We start from the raw sequence: 17,139 nt of genomic DNA on the forward strand, positions 1-17,139 counted from the left end.
CGCGAGACCCCTCTCACACCGTCCACGGCACCCATGGCAGCAGAGCCGGGCCAGGCAGGCCCGGGCAGCAGAACGGCCGAGGGGCCGCCTCCCGCAGGAGGCGGCCCCTCGGCCGTGCGTGTCAGAACGACGGTTACGGGCTGCCGTTCCCGTTGCCGTTACCGCCCCCTCCGCCTCCGCCCCCGCCGGTCGGCTCGTCGGTCGGGAGCCCGATGTCGCCCGGACCCGACGAGACGATCACCTGCACCCGCGTCCCCACCGGCACCTGGGTGCCCTCGTTCGGGTTCACGGAGATGACGGTGCCCTGGGCCACGTCCTCGGACGGCTGGTACTCGACCTGTGGATCGAGCCCCGCGGCCCGGAGCTGCCCGCGAGCGTTGTTCTCGTCACCGCCGACCAGGCCGCCCGGCACGGTGACGGTGTCCTCGTCCGGCCCGGTCGAGACCTCGACCCGGATGGTGCTGTCCCGCTTGACCTCCTGGCCCTCCTTCTCCACGGAGAGCACGGTGCCCGGGGGCTGGTCGCTCGGGACCTCGACGAGCTGGGGCCGGACGCCGGCCCCGGAGAGCACCGCGGCGGCCGCCGGGAACTGCTGGCCGACGAGCCCTGTCGGGACCATCACCTTCTCGTTCGGGTCGTCGGACACCGTCGGCGTCGGGGACGGCGTCGGGGTGGGCGAGGGCGGCGGGGCCGGCGGCGTGTACTCCGGGAACTGCTCGACCTCCATCCCCTCGGTCACGACCTTCATGTACTGGGTCCAGGCGGTCACCGGCCACGTACCACCGGTCATGCTGCCGCCGGCCCACTGGCCGAAGGGCGTGATCTCTGCCTGGCCGACGCCGTCCTCCGCCGTCTGGTAGAGACCGACCACCGTGGCGAGCTGCGGGATGTAGCCGGCGAACCACGCCGACTTGTTGCCGTTGGTGGATCCCGTCTTGCCGGCGACGGGGCGCCCGAGCTCCTTGGCGGGCGTACCGGAGCCGCGCTCGACCACCTGTTCCATCGCGTAGGTGGCCTTGGTCATCACCTCGGGGTCGATGGCCTCCGTCGTCTCGCCGCTGAACTCGTAGATGAGCTGCTCGCCGTTCTTCACCGACGTCACCATGTGCGTCTCGTGCCGCGTGCCCTGCGCGGCGAACGTCGCGTACGCGCCCGCCAGGTCGACGGCGTGCACGGTGGACGTGCCCAGCACGTTGGAGAGCTCAGCGTTCGTGGACTTCTCGGGGATGCCGGCCCGGATGGCGACGTCCTGCGACGTCTTCGCCCCGATCTCGACGTTCAGCTGCGCGTACACCGTGTTCACGGAGTCCGCCGTGGCGTCGACCAGGTCGATGTCGCCGTACGACTCACCGCCCGACCCCTCGGGGCCGAAGTTGGTGAGCTCCACCTCTTCCTCGACACCTGCGTCGTTTCGCACGGACCAGCCCGGGATCTGCATCGGGCTGTTGCCGGTGTAGTACTCGTTGAGCTCGTGGCCCTTCTCGAGCGCGCCGATGAGGGTGAACGGCTTGAACGTGGAGCCGCCCTGCGCCGAGCCGTCGGTCGCAGCGTTGTACTGGACCTTCTCGTAGTCCTTGCCGCCGTACAGCGCACGGATGGCGCCGTCCTTGGGGTCGATGGACACGATGGACACGCCCAGCTTGTCGGACGCGGCTCCCTCTCCCTCGTACGGGATGGTCTTCGCCGCGTCGACCGCCGCCTTCTGGAACTTCGAGTTGATGGTGGTGCGGATCTCATAACCGTTGTTCATGAGGTCCTCCTCACCGATGCCCTCGTCGGCGAGCTCCTTGCGCACCTCCTCGAGCAGGTAGCCCACCTGGCCGGCGCGCGAGGCCGGCTTGTACTCGATGGGCTCGGGGAAGGTCGCGGAGTTGCGCTCCTCCTGGGTGATGACGCCCATCTCTGCCATGTTGCGCAGCACGCGGGCCCACTTCTCCTCCGCCACGGCGCGCGACTCCTCGCCGAACCGGGGGTCCCAGTACGACGGCGACGGGATGATGCCCACCAGCATCGCGGTCTCCGAGACGGTGAGCTCGGCCGCGGGCTTGTTGAAGTAGGCCTTCGCCGCGGCCTCGAACCCGTAGGCACCCCGGCCGAGGTAGATGCTGTTGACGTAACCCTCGAGGATCTCGTCCTTCGACTTCTCCTGGTCCACCTTGAGGGCCAGGATGATCTCGCGGAACTTGTCCGCGTAGGACGACTGGCCCGGCTGGAAGTACGTGTTCTCGACGTACTGCTGCGTCAGAGTGGACGCACCCTGCCGGCCGCCACCGGTCACGTTGCTGATGAACGCACGGACGATGCCCAGCGGGTCGACGCCCATGTGGTTCTCGAAGTTCTGGTCCTCGGACGCCAGCACGGCCTGCCCGATGTACGGGGGCAGCTCGTCCAGCGAGCGGATCGTCCGGTCGACCGCCGCGAACCTACCGAGGACCTTGCCGTCCTCGTAGTACACGGTGGTGGTCTCCGAGCCGATCTGCTTGTTCTCGTCCGGTACGGCCCAGCCGATCCACCCGGCGGTGAAGACACCGACACCGAGTGAGACCAGGGTCAGCGCCGTTCCGACGACGACGCGCCACGACGGGATCCATGCGCGCAGACCCGTGCGGTGCGGCCGGGGGTAGTTCCAGATGCCACGCCGGCGTCGGGGCGTCTGCGGCCAGATCGGAGAAGGACTCCAGTTCGCCACGTCTTCCTCGTTCCTCGATTCAGTCCAGTGGGCGCACTGAACCGTCGAAACGATAGAGGATCGATGTTGGCAGCAAGTAGCACAAACGCGGTTTCTCTGTGTACGCCCCGTGTCCGAGACACAGGTCTCAACGGGCTCTGCCAGCGCCTTTCGGGCTTTTTCACCCGGTACTTCACCCGACGCCGACAGAGCCCGCCCGACCGCCTACCCGAAGATGCCTCCGCCGTCCCCGGACGGGTCGTCGGTCGGGTCGTCGCCCGATCCGGTGGAGATCACGAGGGTCACCTCGCTGCCCTTCGGCACCTCCGAGCCCTCACCCGGGTCCACCGAGATCACCGAGCCCTCGGGCACGGTGTCCGACGGCGCCTCCTGGATCACCGGCGTGAGCTCCGCGTCCTGGAGCTGCTGCTCGGCGTCGCCCTGCTCCCGGTTGGTCAGGCCCCACGGCACCGTAGTGGTCTCCACCTCGGCCTGGGACCCGTTGGAGACCTGGACCTCGATCTCCGAGTTCCGCTCGATCTCCTCACCCGCGTGCTCGACGTCGAGCACGGTGCCCACGGGTTCCGCGCTGTCCACGTCCACCTGCGCGGGCACGAGCTGGAGACCGCCGAGCACCGCGGCCGCGGCCACGAACTGCTGGCCGACCAGGTTGTCGGGCACCATGACCATCTCCTCGGGCTCCTCGGAGGGGCTCGTGGACGGCGACGGCGACTCCGACGGTTCGGGGGCCGGCGGGACGTAGTCCGGGAGAGGCTCGACGTCCATGCCCTCGGTGGCCTTCAGCATGTAGGCGGTCCACGCCGTGACCGGCCAGGTACCACCGGTGATCTGCTCGTAGCCGCCGAACGGCTTGATCTGCTCGTACCTGTTCGCGTCGGTGTTGTACTCGTAGAGGCCGACGACGGTGGTGAGCTGCGGCACGAAGCCGGCGAACCACGCCGACATGTTGTCGTTCGAGGAGCCGGTCTTTCCGGCGGCCGGCCGCTCGAGCTCCAGCGCCGGCATGCCGGACCCTTCCTCGACGACCTTGCTCATCGCGTACGTCGCCGCGGCCATGACCTCGGGGTCGAACATCTGCTCGCTGGTGCTCTTCCCCTCGTAGACGAGCTCGTCGCCGTTCTTCACCTCGACCACCATGTGCGGCGTGGTGCGGTAACCCTGGGCGGCGATCGTGGAGTAGGCGTGCGCCAGGTCCACGTTGGTCACGTAGGCGGTGCCGAGCACGTTGGCCAGGTTGCCGCCGATGGCGCAGCAGTCGCGGGTGTCCGGGTCGTCGTCGGCCTGCGGGATGCCGAGGTCGTAGCCGACCTGCGCCGTCGTCTCCGGGCCGATGTCCTTGTTGAGCTGGCCGTAGACCACGTTCACCGAGTTCGCGGTGGCGTCGACCAGGTCGAGGCTGTTCCACGAGTCGTTGTTGAAGTTGTACAGCGGCACGTCGGGGCCGTCCGGCGTCTGCTTCCAGCCCTCGATCACCGTCCCGTCCACCGCGCTGTACCTCTTGTTGAGCTGGAAGCCCTCCTTCAGCGCGCCGATGAGCGTGAACGGCTTGAAGGTCGACGCGCCCTGCGCCTCGAACGTCGCGGCGTTGGTCGGGTAGATCGAGTAGTCCGGGCCGCCGTACATCGCCTTGATCTCGCCCGTCGCCGGGTCGATCGACGTCAGCGACGCGCGAGCGAACTTGCTCGCGTCCTCGGGCAGCTTCATGGTCTCGGCCGCGGCGGCCTGCATCTTGCGGTCGATGGACGTGTGGATCTCGTAGCCCATCTTGGTGAGCTGATCGGCCGCGATGCCCTTCCGGTCGAGCTCGTTGGCCACCTGCTCCAGCAGGTAGGCGGTGCGGTTGTCGCCGGAACCCTGCGTGTACTTGACGAGCTTGGGGTACTCGGCGGCGTTCCGGTCGTCCTGGGTGATGTAGCCCTGCTCCACCATCAGGTTCAGCGTGCGCTCCCAGCGCGCCCTCGCCTGCGCCTCGGCGCCCTCGCCCTGCCGCGGGTCCCAGTAGGTCGGGTTCGGGATGATGCCCGCGAGGAACGCGGACTCGGAGATGGTCATCTCCTTGGCCGAGTGCCCGAAGTACGCCTGGGACGCGGCCTCGACGCCGTACGCACCACGCCCCAGGTAGATGGTGTTGACGTATCCCTCCAGCACCTGGTCCTTGGACTGCTGCTGCGTCACCTTGAGGGCGATGATCGCTTCCTTGAGCTTGGTCGAGTAGGTCGCGTACTCCACGCCCACGTAGTAGTTCTCGACGTACTGCTGCGTCAGCGTCGACGCGCCCTGCCGGTCGCCGCCGGTCACGTTGTTGAGCGCCGCACGGACGATGCCCAGGGGGTTGATGCCGATGTGGGTGCGGAAGCTCTGGTCCTCCGACGAGATGATCGCCTGCGTCACCTGGGGCGGGAGGTCGGCCAGCGCCACGATCGTGCGGTCCTGCGCGGCGAATTTCCCGAGCGGCTTGCCGTCGGAGTAGTACACCGTCGTGGTCTCGGAGCGCACCGTGTCCAGCTCGCCGGGGACGGGCACGCTGACCCAGGCGGCCAGCAGGACGCCGGCGACGAGCGACGTACCGGTCAGCAGCGTTCCCACGACGAACCGCCACGACGGGATCCACGCGCGGATCCCGGTGCGGTACGGCCGGGGATAGTTCCAGATCCCCTCCCGGCGCCGGGGTGTCTGCGGCCAGATCGGAGGGGGACTCCAGTTCGACACAACAGCCTCTTCCTCGTTCGGACTCGGGGCCCACCGATGTGCTTTGACGCACCCGCCACGGCGGACCATCCGAAACCATAGGGGATTCACCCTCTAGCGCAGTAGCCGGATCCGTCCACATCCCCCCACGCGGGACATTTCACCGCATGGTCAACCCAGTCCGTCTGCCCTCATTTCACAGTTCCCTCACCTCCGCGATGGAACCCCGGCCGGCCGCGGCGGATTGCGCGCCGACGGCGCCGTGCTTATTCTCTCGATGTATCGACTCGATACATCGTGTCGAAGAAGTTGACCCGGCCCGCCGGGTTCTTCCGGGAAGGAGGTCGCCGTGCGTAGTCGGTCCGACGTGCTGGAGACCGCCGTCCTCGGCCTGCTCAACGAGTCCCCGTTGCACGGCTACGAGCTCCGCAAGCGCCTCAACCTGGTGCTGGGCTCGTTCCGTGCCTTCTCTTACGGCACGCTCTACCCGGCCCTGAAGGGCCTGGTCACGCGGGGTCTGATCGAGACCACCGAGAGCGAACCCACGCCGTCGTCACCCCGCAAGGGGAAGGCCGGGATCCCCGGCCGGACCACCAAGCCCATGCCCCTCGGACGACGTCGTGTGGTCTACGAGCTGACCGCCGAGGGCAAGGAGCACCTCCAGTCCGTCCTGGCCACCGCCGGGCCCGCGGCCTGGGAGGACGACAACTTCGACGTGCGGTTCGCGCTCTTCGGGCAGACCGACGCCGAGACCCGCCTCCGCGTGCTCGAGGGCCGGCGCACCCGGCTGACCGAGCGCCTGGAGGCCTTCCGCGAGTCCACGACGCACCCGCGTTCGAGGCTCGACGAATATGCGCTCGAGCTCCGGCGCTTCGGGCTCGAGAAGGTCGAGCGCGAAGTGCACTGGCTCGACAGCCTCATCTCCACCGAGCGGGGACGCGCCGCGGCGCAGGGCCCCGCACCGCAGCAGGAACAAACGAAGAAGGAGCGAGGATGACCTCCATCCGCGTGGGCATCGTCGGCGTAGGCAACTGCGCCTCGTCCCTGGTCCAGGGCGTGCACTACTACCGTGACGCCGACCCGGCGAGCACCGTCCCGGGCCTCATGCACGTGCAGTTCGGCGACTACCACGTGTCGGACCTCGAGTTCGTCGCGGCGTTCGACGTCGACGCGAAGAAGGTCGGGTTCGACCTGGCCGAGGCCATCAACGCGTCCGAGAACAACACGATCAAGATCGCCGACGTCCCGCCGACCGGCGTGACGGTCCAGCGGGGCCCGACCCTCGACGGTCTCGGCGACTACTACCGCGCCACGATCGACGAGTCCACGAAGGAGGCCGTCGACGTCGTCGCCGCGCTGCGCGCCGCCGAGGTCGACGTGCTCGTCTGCTACCTGCCGGTGGGCTCCGAGGAGGCCGCCAAGTTCTACGCGCAGTGCGCGATCGAGGCCGGCGTCGCGTTCGTGAACGCCCTGCCGGTGTTCATCGCCTCCGACCCGGAGTGGGCCGCCAAGTTCGAGGAGGCCGGCGTGCCGATCGTCGGCGACGACATCAAGTCGCAGGTCGGCGCGACCATCACGCACCGCGTGCTGGCCAAGCTGTTCGAGGAACGTGGCGTCGTCCTCGACCGCACCTACCAGCTCAACGTGGGCGGCAACATGGACTTCAAGAACATGCTGCAGCGTGACCGGCTGGAGTCGAAGAAGCTGTCCAAGACGCAGGCCGTGACGTCCAACCTCACCGGCCCCCTGGCCGGCAAGAAGGAGGACCGCAACGTCCACATCGGCCCGTCGGACTACGTCGCCTGGCTCGACGACCGCAAGTGGGCGTACGTGCGACTCGAGGGCCGCGCGTTCGGCGAGGTGCCGCTCAGCCTGGAGTACAAGCTCGAGGTGTGGGACTCCCCCAACTCCGCGGGCATCATCATCGACGCGGTGCGGGCGGCCAAGATCGCGAAGGACCGCGGCGTGGGCGGCCCGATCCTGTCGGCGGCGACCTACTTCATGAAGTCCCCGCCCGTGCAGATGGAGGACACCGCGGGGCGGGCGCAGCTGGAGGCCTTCATCCGCGGTGACATCGAGCGGTGACATCGAGCGCTGACGCGGAGCGCAGCGGAGGTTGGAGGCCGAGGTACGAGGCATCCGGCCGAAGCGGAGCGCAGCGGAAGCGCTCAGCGGAAATCGAGCGCTGACGCGGAGCAGCTGACGCGCCGGACGCCCGCCCGGCCGGCCGCCCTGTCGAGACCCAGACCTCGACAGAGCGGCCGCCGGACAGGCGACCTACTTCGTGGGACCGCCTGTTACAGTGCGGTCAGCCCGAAGTTGTAGACCGTCGTCTGGCCCGCGATGATCTGGGCCTTCTTGGTCGCCGGGACGAACCCGTCGGCGGAGACGGTCACCTGCAGCGGGGCGTTCGACTTCTGCATCCAGTACGAGTACGTACCTTCGGCATCCGTCCGCAGCACGACGTCGTACGAGACGCCGTCGAGGGCCACGACCGCGTCCTCGATCGGCGCACCGCCGCCGCTCACCGTGCCCGTGATCTTGCCCCAGCCCGCGGGCGCCTTCACCGACATGGTCGCCGTCACCGGGGTGACGTCGTACGGCGTGTCGTTGCCGATATTGATCGACGCCGTGTAGGTGCCCGGCTGGTCGACGGCGGCCGTGATGGTCGCCACCGCGGTCACGCTCTTGCCCGGCGCCAGGGTGAACGACGGCGGCTGGACGTCCAGCCACTCGACGCCACCACCGCTGCCGGCCACCTCACCGGTCACGTCGATGACCAGGTTGGAGTCCGGGAAGCCCAGGCTGTCGGCGGTCGTCGGCTCCGGGGTACCGCAGCCGTCCGAGGCGAGGTAGGTCGGGCTGGTCTCCGCGGCGGGGTTGCCGCCCACGTAGATGGCCGCGCCCGCGACCTCGACCACCAGGATGTCGTCCGGGGCGATGGTCGCCTCGGCGTCGATCGGCACCGTGTACCAGGAGCCGAAGTCGTCGGTCACGGTGACCTGGCCCGACCCGATCGGGGTCAGGTTGGCGTACGTGAACGCACCCGACAGCGTGTAGAGGGTGACCGTGGCCGTGGTCGACGGCGTGGCCACCTCCTGGATCCCGAACGTGACACTGGTCGGCTGGAAGCCGGCCGTGATGCCGAAGTCACCCGGGGTGTAGGTGCGCAGCAGCTTGGTGATGCCCGACGGGCAGGCCACCGAGCTCGCCGCGACGATCTCGTGCGAGGTGGAGTGCGACAGGACCACCTCGTCGGCGGCCACGTCCGGGTAGGCCGCCGCGGCGACCTGGCCCGTGGCGGCGCCTGCGGAGCCGCTGCTGCGCAGACCGGTGAGCTTGCTGCCGCCGGACGAGAACGGCAGCTTGGCCGCCGTCGCCTTGCCCTGGACACCCTTCACGACGCCGCTCGTGGACGCGGTGTCGCCGCCGAGCACGACGTACTCGCCGCCGCGCGCAGCCAGGTCCACCTCGGCCGGCGCGGAGCCGGTGTTGGTGATCTTGATGTTGCGCGACGCGGAGCCGCCGATCGCCAGGCTGGCGTCGATGGCGGTCTTCGAGACCGTCAGCTTGCCGGCCTTGAGCTGCGCGCTCACGGTGACGTCGGAACCCTCGCCGACCACGGACGCGCTCTTGGTGGCCGACTGGTAGTCGTCCGCCGCGATCTCGACCGAGTAGTCGCCCAGGCTCACCAGGGTGGAGTAGGTGCCGTCCGCCGCGGTGGTCGCGGTGACCTCCGTGCCGTCCGCCGAGGTCAGGGTGACGTCGGCGCCCTCGATCGGCTCCTGCGTGTTGTAGTCCTCGACCACGCCCGCCACCGTGGCGACCGGCGGGGCGTCGAACGCGATCGACAGACCCTCGGACAGCACCGGGGAGTTGTACGAGAACTGCGTGGCGACGGTACCGCTCGCGTTCTCCACACCGATGGTGGCCGAGCTGCCCTTCGCGCCGGCGGAGTCGGTCACGGCGCCGTACCCGAAGGTCACGTCACCGTTGGCCAGCATCGTCACCGAGAAGTTCAGCCGGTCGGACTCGGCGTCGTACTTCCGGATGTTGCGCCACTCCAGCACGTAGGCGTCCACGCCGTCGACGGTGGTCGTCCCCGAGTACAGGCCGGCGGCCGAGTCGAGGTTGAGGTCGTCCCAGAACGGGTAGAGCGCCGCGTTGGGCACGCCCGTCGACGGGATCGTCGTGTTGGCGTACGCGTTGTTGGCGGCCAGGAAGTTGATGTGGCCGTTGGTCGTCACGAACGCCCGCGAGTACTCCTCGCCGTAGAACGGGAAGGAGAACGGCAGGTTCACGGACGTCGACGCGTCGTCGCCCGACAGGGTCACGCGGGTGTCGCCCTGGCGGTAGTCGGCGGTCGTGACCGAGCACGAGTAGCCGCCGGCGTCGACGTTCGGGACGAGGTCGATGTCCACGTCCTCCGCGCCGTCGACCACGAGCTCGCCGTCGTACGGAGCGGCGCAACCGCCCAGCTGGACGGCCAGCGAGTAGGTGCCCTCGGGCACGTCGGCGAACTCGAACGTGCCGTCCGCACCGGTCGTGGCCGGCTCGAACGGTGATCCGCGGAGAGTGACCGGCGTGCCGGCGACCGGCTCACCGGACCCCTCGAGCTGGACCGTACCCGTGACGGTGTGCCGCGGGGCCGACTCCAGGGTGATGGCGACCGTCTCGGTCTCGTCCACGTCCACCGTCACGGCGGCGGGCGCCGAGGTGAGGTAGCCGAAGGCCGAGGCAGACACGCTGTAGTCGCCGGCGAGGACCGCTGCCGACCAGGCGCCGGTCTCGTCCGTCGAGACGGTCCGGTCCCGCTCGCCGTCGACGACGACCGACGCGTTGGCGATCGGCGTGCCGGAGGCGTCCGCGACGGTGCCCGAGAGGGTGCCGGTGCCGGCCGTCGGAGCGGCGTCCACGAGCGCGGCGACGTCGAGCTTGCCCTCGCCCCAGACGTTGTTGCGCTCCGGGGTACCGCCGCACGAGAGGTCCTCGGTGTCGATGGCGGTCTCGTCGAGGAGCGCGATGGTGCCCTCGATGTCGCCGACCAGCGACGGAGCGGCGCTCCACAGCAGCGCGATGGCGCCCGCGAGGTGCGGGGTGGCCATGGAGGTGCCGCTGAAGCTCGCGTAGCCACCACCAGGGATGGAGGAGCGCACGTTCACGCCAGGGGCGGCGATGTTCGGCAGCAGGGTGCCCTCACGCCCCGGACCACGCGCCGAGAACGACGCGATGGCGCCGTTCACGTCGAACGCGCCGACCGAGTAGGTGTGCGTGAACTCACCGGGGAAGCGGCCCGACTCACACGCCGGACCCTCGTTGCCGCCGGCCCAGGCACCGAAGATGCCCGCGGCGTTCCAGGCCTGCGTCTCGGCGCTCATCCAGTCCTCGGGCAGGTTGACGCCCGGCGGGATGCCCCACGAGTTGCTGACCACGTGCGGCCGCTTCGACGGGTCCGCGTCGCTGCCGTCCGCACGGGTCGGAGCGAGGAACCACTGCGCGTTCGCGAGGTAGTCGTCCCACTCGCAGCCGGCGTTGTCGATGCAGTTCGACGCGATCCAGGTGGCGTCGGGCGCGACGCCGATCTGGTTGGCACCCGTGCCGCCGACGATGGTGCCCATGGTGTGGGTACCGTGCTCGCCGGAGTCGCAGGGTGCGCCGCCACCACAGGTGTCGGGGATGTCGAAGTAGTTGTAGTCGTTGTCGTACGTGCCGTCGGCGTTGTACCCGCGGTACTTGCTCTGCAGCGCCGGGTGCGTGGCGTCCACACCGGTGTCGAAGTTCGCCACCACGATGCCCGCGCCGGTGTAGCCCTGCTCCCACACCTCGGGTGCGTTGATCGCGTCGAGGCCCCACTCGACGGCGGCCGCAGACTTCTCGCCGGACGCCTTCTTCTCGACCGGCTGCTCGTTCTGCATGGTGATCTGCTCGTGGATCCCGGCGACCGTGCTGCTGGTCGCGAGGCTCTCGGCGAGCGCGAGCGAGCCGTCGTCGACGAAGATCGCGTTGTTGATCCAGTAGCTCTGGAAGTTCGCGCCGGCCGCCGTCAGCTCCTTGGCCACCGAGGCCTGGGACTTCTTGGCCGTGGCATGCAGCGCGTCGTAGACGAACTGGCCGCGCTCGTCCCAGTCGGCGATGTCCTCGGCCGGTGCCAGGTCCGCCTTGTCCGTGAACTGGATCCAGAAGTCCGCGGTCTTCTTGTCCTCCAGCTGGGCAAGGACCTTGGCGCTGAGCTTCTCCTCGGGCTCGTCGGCGGCGGCAAGGGTGGTCGTCGGGACGGTCTGGGCGAGCGCTGCCGGAGCAACGGTCACCGCTGAGGTTGCCAGGAGCGCGAGCGCCGTTGTGACGGCGGTCGTCGCCCTCCCTGCAATTTTCCTGCGACGGTACATGGGGCCTCCATGCTCGGGCGCACCCGCTGCAGTTCCGCGGGAGCGCGCGACGGCGATCCACTTGCTGTGGACCGCGTCCTACCGTCGGCTGGACGCCTCCTGCGAACAAGGTCGGTTCACGGTCGAGCGAAGGTCAGTTTCCGGTCAAGACACGGACCGAGCCCAGCGGTTGCCCTTGTCAAGAGTCCAGAATCAATTTCACCCCAAGAGCCGCAAAGTTCACCCTATACGGTGTCAAGTGACGCAATACCGTCATTCGGGCGGGAATGCGCCATATCCCGCACGCAACGGGTAGGTAACGAAAAATTGACCCAAGCGGTACGACTCGGGGGCAAACTGGCGCGCGCCGGCCAGGTTTAACCCGGTCCGCGCCTGAACGGTCGACCATGGAGGGCGAGTCAATGACGCACGACCCCGCACCAGGAACCACTCCCGGCCTCGTCGTCTGCGTGGGCCTCCCCTCCGACCAGATCATCGAGATCGCCCGGCTCCTGCGCGGCCAGGCCACGGTGCTCGCCACGCCCGACGCCGACGGGGCCCGCGCCGTGCTCACCCCCCAGACCGCGCCGCGGCGCGCCGGCGACGCGCCCTGGCGTGGCCTCGGCACGCAGCCCGAACGCTTCGACAACCCCGGCCCGGCGGACGAGCGGGCCTACGGCCGGCACCTCTCCGGGCACCCGACCGACCGGCTCCCGGACAACCTCACCGACCCGGCGGTACACCCCGCCCCGGAGTTCCTGCCCGCGCAGTGGACGGCGTCCCCCGTGCTGCCCGTGGCGACGATCCCCGCGCCGGCCCGGTCGGCGACGGGCGCGCTGCCGGTCGTCACCGAGGCGATGCGCCCGGTCACGGGTCCGGTTCCTGCCGTCACGGGCGCCGTCCCGATGGTCGCGCCGCCCGTGCTCGAACCGCTCGTGGCCGGGCCGCTGCTCGTGGACCTGGCCGCCCGGGAGGTCACGGCGCTGGGCCGGCGCGTGTACCTGTCGGCGCGGGAGTTCGACCTGCTCGCGACGCTCGCCCTGGAGGCCGGGCGGGTGTGGTCGTTCGCCGAGCTCACGGCGCGGGTGTGGCAGCTGCCCTACCTCGGCGACTCCGACCCGGTGACGTCCGCGGTGAAGCGGCTGCGCAAGCGGCTCGCGCCCGTGCGCGACGTGGAGGTCGCGTCGGTGCGGGGCGTGGGCTACCGGCTCAAGGTGTGGGCCTGACCTGCCTCACGCCCCCGTCACCAGCCAGCGGTCGCCGCGGGCGCGCCAGCCGGTGGTCACGGCGCGCGCGGCCATGAACACACCGGCGAACGCGAGCCAGAGCCAGGCGAGCCCGCGTGCGCCCTCGGGCGCCCAGGCGGCGACCGCGAGCGCGAACGGGAGGTAGGCCACGAGCGTCGCCATGCCCGCCCAGGCGAGGTAGCGGCCGTCGCCGGCGCCGATGAGGACGCCGTCCAGCACGAAGACCCAGCCCGCCATCGGCATGAGCACACCGCAGACGGCGATGCCGAGCGCGATGGCGACGCGCACGTCGGGGTCGGGCGAGAAGAGGGGCGCGATCCACCAGCCGGCCGCCGCGAGGAGCAGGCCGATCACGGCCCCCGCGCCGACGCCCCACTGCAGGCACCGGCGCAGCACGCCCCGGACGTGGGCGACGTCGCCGGCCCCGAGCCCGTGCCCCACCAGGGCCTGTGCCGCGATGGCGAGCGCGTCGAGCGCGAACGCCGCGAGGCCCCACAGCGAGCTGACCACCTGGTGCCCGGCGAGCGCGACGTCGCCGAGGCCCGTCGCGACGACCACGGTGAGCAGGATGGCGGCGCGCAGGCTGAGGGTGCGGACCACCAGGGGCGCGCCGGCCCGCGCGCCGGACAGGATGCCCGCGCGGTGCGGACGCAGGCTGGCACCGCGCCGCCGGGCGCCGCGCACCACGATCACGCCCAGCACGACGGCCATGAGCAGCTGGGTGATCGCGGTCCCGAGCCCCGACCCGGCGATCCCCATGCCCACGCCGTACACGAGCGCGATGTTGAGCACCGTGTTGAGCACGGCCCCCGCGGCGGCGACGACCAGGGGCGTGCGCGTGTCACGCAGGCCGCGCAGCACACCGGTCGCGGCCTGGACCACGAGCATCCCGGCGAGCCCCGGCGCGGACCACCGCAGGTACGTCACGGCATGGTGCGCGACGTCGCCGTGAGCACCCAGCGCGGCCACCGTCAGCGGGGCGGCGAGCAGCAGGACGACGACGAGGACCGCGCCGATCCCGAGCGCCAGCCACATCCCGTCGATGCCGGACTGCAGGGCCTGGCGTTCCCGGCCCGCACCGGTCAGCCGGGCCACCGAGGCGGTGGTGGTGTACGCAAGGAAGACGCACAGCCCGACGAGCGTGAGCAGCACGTTGCTCGCGAGCGAGAGGCCCGCGAGCTGGGCCGTGCCGAGGTGGCCCACGACCGCGCTGTCCACGAGCACGAAGACGGGTTCGGCGATCAGGGCCCCGAGGGCGGGTACCGCGAGGGCGAGGATCTCCCGGTCGATGGACCGCGATGAACCGGGGGTGTGGCGAGGCTCGCCCAACTTTCTTTCCTCCACAGGCTGGGGGTTGCGTCAACGCAGGTCAGAGGGCATGTCGATGTTTTACACAGGGGTTATCCACAACTGGGGACAGGGTTGTCCACCCGCTGTGCACAGCCCTGGGCCACCTTTCCACATGGATGTGCACAGGCTTGTCCACAGGTCTCGTTGCGCTCGGGTGCGCAGGGGCCTAGCGTCAGCGGAGCTAGCTTGCTGGTCTGATGTCCGGGGACTGTCGTGCACGACACAAAGGCGTGTCGGTGCCGATGTCCCGAGAGTGTCGGTGGCGAGGAGTAGAACAGGTGTAGGACATCGACCGGACGCACGCGTAGCGTGTGCCCGGGCGTCACGGGATGTCACGAGATCAGGAAGGCTGGAGGCGCGGATGTCGATCGAGGAGCTCGAGTCGAGCTACTCCGGCGGGAGCCCCGGCCTCGACCGGACGCCGCCGCAGGACGTCCCCGCCGAGATGAGCGTGCTGGGCGGCATGCTGCTGTCCAAGGACGCGATCGCCGACGTGATCGAGCAGATCCGCGGCAACGACTTCTACCGCCCCGCGCACGAGGCGATCTACGACGCGATCATCGACCTCTACGGTCGCGGCGAGCCCGCCGACGCCATCACCGTGGTCGCCGAGCTGCAGCGCCGGGGTGAGCACGCCCGCGTGGGCGGCGCCCCGTACATCCACGACCTCATGGCGGGCGTGCCCACGGCCGCCAACGCCGGGTACTACGCCAAGATCGTGCGCGAGCGCGCCATCATGCGCCGCCTGGTGGAGGCCGGCACCCGCATCGTGCAGATGGGCTACGCCACCGACGGCGGCGAGGTGGACGACGTCGTCAACAACGCGCAGGCCGAGGTCTACGCCGTGACCGAGCGGCGCGCGTCCGAGGACTACCTGCCGCTCGCCGAGATCATCGGGCCGACCTTCGACGAGATCGACGCCGCGCAGGGCCGCGGCGAGGGGCTCACCGGTGTGCCGACGGGGTACTCCGACTTCGACCGGCTGACCAACGGCCTGCACGGCGGTCAGATGATCGTCGTCGCGGCCCGGCCGGCCGTCGGAAAGTCCGTTTTAGGAATTAACGTCGCTTCTCATGCGGCCATCCACCACGACATGGCCTCCGTCATCTTCTCCCTGGAGATGAGCCGCAACGAGATCGTCATGCGAATGCTCGCCGCCGAGGCCCGCGTGCCGCTGACCAAGATGCGCAGCGGCAACATGGACGACGGGGACTGGCAGAAGCTCGCCGCCACCATGGGCAAGGTCTCCGACGCGCCGCTGTTCATCGACGACTCGCCCAACATGTCGCTGATGGAGATCCGGGCCAAGTGCCGGCGCCTCAAGCAGAAGCACGACCTCAAGCTCGTGGTCATCGACTACCTCCAGCTCATGTCGTCCGGCAAGCGCGTCGAGTCGCGTCAGCAGGAGGTCTCCGAGTTCTCGCGGTCGCTCAAGCTGCTCGCGAAGGAGCTCGAGGTGCCCGTCATCGCCATCTCACAGCTCAACCGAGGCGCCGAGCAGCGCAGCGACAAGAAGCCGCAGATGTCTGACCTCCGTGAGTCGGGCTCCATCGAGCAGGACGCCGACGTCGTGATCCTGCTGCACCGCGAGGACGCCTACGAGAAGGAGTCGCCGCGCGCCGGCGAGGCCGACCTGATCGTGGCCAAGCACCGTAACGGCCCCACCGACGTGATCACGGTCGCGTTCCAGGGCCACTACCAGCGCTTCGTGGACATGCAGGTGTGAGCCCTGGTGTCGACGAGGCGCTGGGCTGACCTGGGTCGCCGGAGGTCACACCGGACAGATCCAGGGACCGTGGCCCGCGTCTCGCACCGCGCGGAAGATGTCGTTCCACTGCTCGTCGCTCACGACGAGACCCGTACCGGTCAGCCGAACCGCTGGACGCCGATCGTCGCGAGGAGCTCGATCTGCCCTGCGGCCTCGGTGCCGGGTCCGGCCGTGTAGACGAGCAGGCGCAGGTCGCTGTCCCGGACGGTGAGGATGTCGCAGTCGAGGGTGATCGGCCCGATGTCGGGGTGCAGGAAAGTCCTGCTCACCGGGGCGGGCTGCGGCGGCACCCGCCTCGCCCACAGCTCCGCGAAGTCGGGACTCACGTCCTGGAGCTCCGCGATGAGCCCACGCAGCAGGGTGTCCTGCGGGTAGCGCACCCACGCCTCGCGGAGGTCGGCGACAACCTCCAGGCGCAGGAGCCGTTCCTCCTCGTCGGTGCGCACGTAGCGGGTCGGCGTGTTCATGAACGTGGTCCACGCGAGGTTCTGCTCCCGCTGCGGCAGCGCCGTCGTGTCACCGGTCAGCGCGTAGCCCATGGCGTTGGAGAGCACACACTGCCACGACGCGTCGACGACCGTGACGGGCGTGTCGGTCAGACGGTCCAGGATGCGCTGGACGCTGGCTGTGATGTGGCGCTTGATCTGGCCCGGCAGCGGCTCGGCCTGGTCCGCCAGCCGGAACAGGTGCGTCCGCTCCTGGTCGGACAGCCGGAGCACCCGGGCCAGCGACATCAGCACCGAGCTCGACGGCTGCCCGGCCCGACCCTGCTCCAGGCGGGCGAGGTACTCGACCGAGAGACCCGCGAGCTCCGCGACCTCCTGACGGCGCAGGCCCGGAACGCGCCGCCGCGGGCCCGCGGACAGTCCCGCGTCGGCGGGCGACACCCTGTCGCGCCACACGCGCAGGCTGCCGGCGAGCTCTCGGGAGTTCACGACCACGCCCCAGTCGTATCACGGGCCCGCGAGGCGGAGGGTGGCCCTGCCAGTACGCCCCTCGCCCGGTCCCTTATGCCGCGGCGGACGCGCAGCA

The 17,139-nt window shown here is 69.9% G+C and carries 9 protein-coding genes; 4 read left to right on the forward strand and 5 right to left on the reverse strand.

Annotation, left to right across the window (positions count from 1 at the left end):
* Positions 1–133: 133 nt before the first annotated feature.
* On the reverse strand, positions 134–2,689 hold the full coding sequence (locus tag AB0I29_RS17815) for a transglycosylase domain-containing protein (RefSeq protein ID WP_357483798.1): 2,556 nt from the start codon (positions 2,687–2,689) through the stop codon (positions 134–136).
* Positions 2,690–2,893: 204 nt separating this feature from the next.
* Positions 2,894–5,275, reverse strand: coding sequence for a transglycosylase domain-containing protein (locus tag AB0I29_RS17820; protein ID WP_357483801.1), 2,382 nt, complete (start codon positions 5,273–5,275; stop codon positions 2,894–2,896).
* Positions 5,276–5,726: 451 nt separating this feature from the next.
* Here AB0I29_RS17820 and AB0I29_RS17825 point away from each other — a divergent pair, with 451 nt between their 5' ends.
* Both AB0I29_RS17825 and AB0I29_RS17830 read left to right on the forward strand, forming a co-directional pair.
* On the forward strand, positions 5,727–6,374 hold the full coding sequence (locus AB0I29_RS17825; RefSeq protein ID WP_285101721.1) for a PadR family transcriptional regulator: 648 nt from the start codon (positions 5,727–5,729) through the stop codon (positions 6,372–6,374).
* Positions 6,371–7,462 carry an inositol-3-phosphate synthase gene (locus AB0I29_RS17830; protein WP_285101719.1) on the forward strand — a complete coding sequence of 364 codons (1,092 nt, stop codon included), beginning with the start codon at positions 6,371–6,373 and terminating at the stop codon, positions 7,460–7,462. Before AB0I29_RS17825 ends, AB0I29_RS17830 begins: the two co-directional genes overlap by 4 nt.
* A 212-nt stretch (positions 7,463–7,674) precedes the next feature.
* Here AB0I29_RS17830 and AB0I29_RS17835 read toward each other — a convergent pair whose 3' ends face one another.
* Complete coding sequence (locus AB0I29_RS17835) at positions 7,675–11,685, reverse strand: carboxypeptidase regulatory-like domain-containing protein (protein ID WP_357483805.1); 4,011 nt, start codon at positions 11,683–11,685, stop codon at positions 7,675–7,677.
* A gap of 479 nt (positions 11,686–12,164) precedes the next feature.
* Between AB0I29_RS17835 and AB0I29_RS17840 the strand changes: the two genes are divergently transcribed.
* Positions 12,165–12,968 (forward strand): winged helix-turn-helix domain-containing protein, encoded by an 804-nt coding sequence (locus tag AB0I29_RS17840; protein WP_357483808.1) that lies wholly within the window; start codon positions 12,165–12,167, stop codon positions 12,966–12,968.
* A 6-nt stretch (positions 12,969–12,974) separates the two neighbouring features.
* On the opposite strand, the gene AB0I29_RS17845 is transcribed toward AB0I29_RS17840, so the two are convergent.
* Positions 12,975–14,318: an MATE family efflux transporter gene (locus AB0I29_RS17845; RefSeq protein WP_357483811.1), complete on the reverse strand. Its 1,344-nt coding sequence runs from the start codon at positions 14,316–14,318 to the stop codon at positions 12,975–12,977.
* Between the two features lie 382 nt (positions 14,319–14,700).
* Between AB0I29_RS17845 and dnaB the strand changes: the two genes are divergently transcribed.
* Positions 14,701–16,065, forward strand: a complete 1,365-nt coding sequence (gene dnaB, locus AB0I29_RS17850) for a replicative DNA helicase (protein ID WP_285101714.1) — start codon at positions 14,701–14,703, stop codon at positions 16,063–16,065.
* 140 nt (positions 16,066–16,205) lie between these two features.
* Here dnaB and AB0I29_RS17855 read toward each other — a convergent pair whose 3' ends face one another.
* Complete coding sequence (locus AB0I29_RS17855; RefSeq protein WP_357483815.1) at positions 16,206–17,048, reverse strand: helix-turn-helix transcriptional regulator; 843 nt, start codon at positions 17,046–17,048, stop codon at positions 16,206–16,208.
* Between the last annotated feature and the right edge of the window lie 91 nt (positions 17,049–17,139).

The organism is Promicromonospora sp. NPDC050262 (assembly GCF_040655935.1).
Lineage (GTDB): Bacteria > Actinomycetota > Actinomycetes > Actinomycetales > Cellulomonadaceae > Promicromonospora.

Coding starts and splice junctions, on each gene's coding strand:
- AB0I29_RS17840 (WP_357483808.1), top strand. CDS start 12,165: ATGACGCACGACCCCGCACCAGGAACCACTCCCGGCCTCGTCGTCTGC.
- AB0I29_RS17830 (WP_285101719.1), top strand. CDS start 6,371: ATGACCTCCATCCGCGTGGGCATCGTCGGCGTAGGCAACTGCGCCTCG.
- dnaB (WP_285101714.1), top strand. CDS start 14,701: ATGTCGATCGAGGAGCTCGAGTCGAGCTACTCCGGCGGGAGCCCCGGC.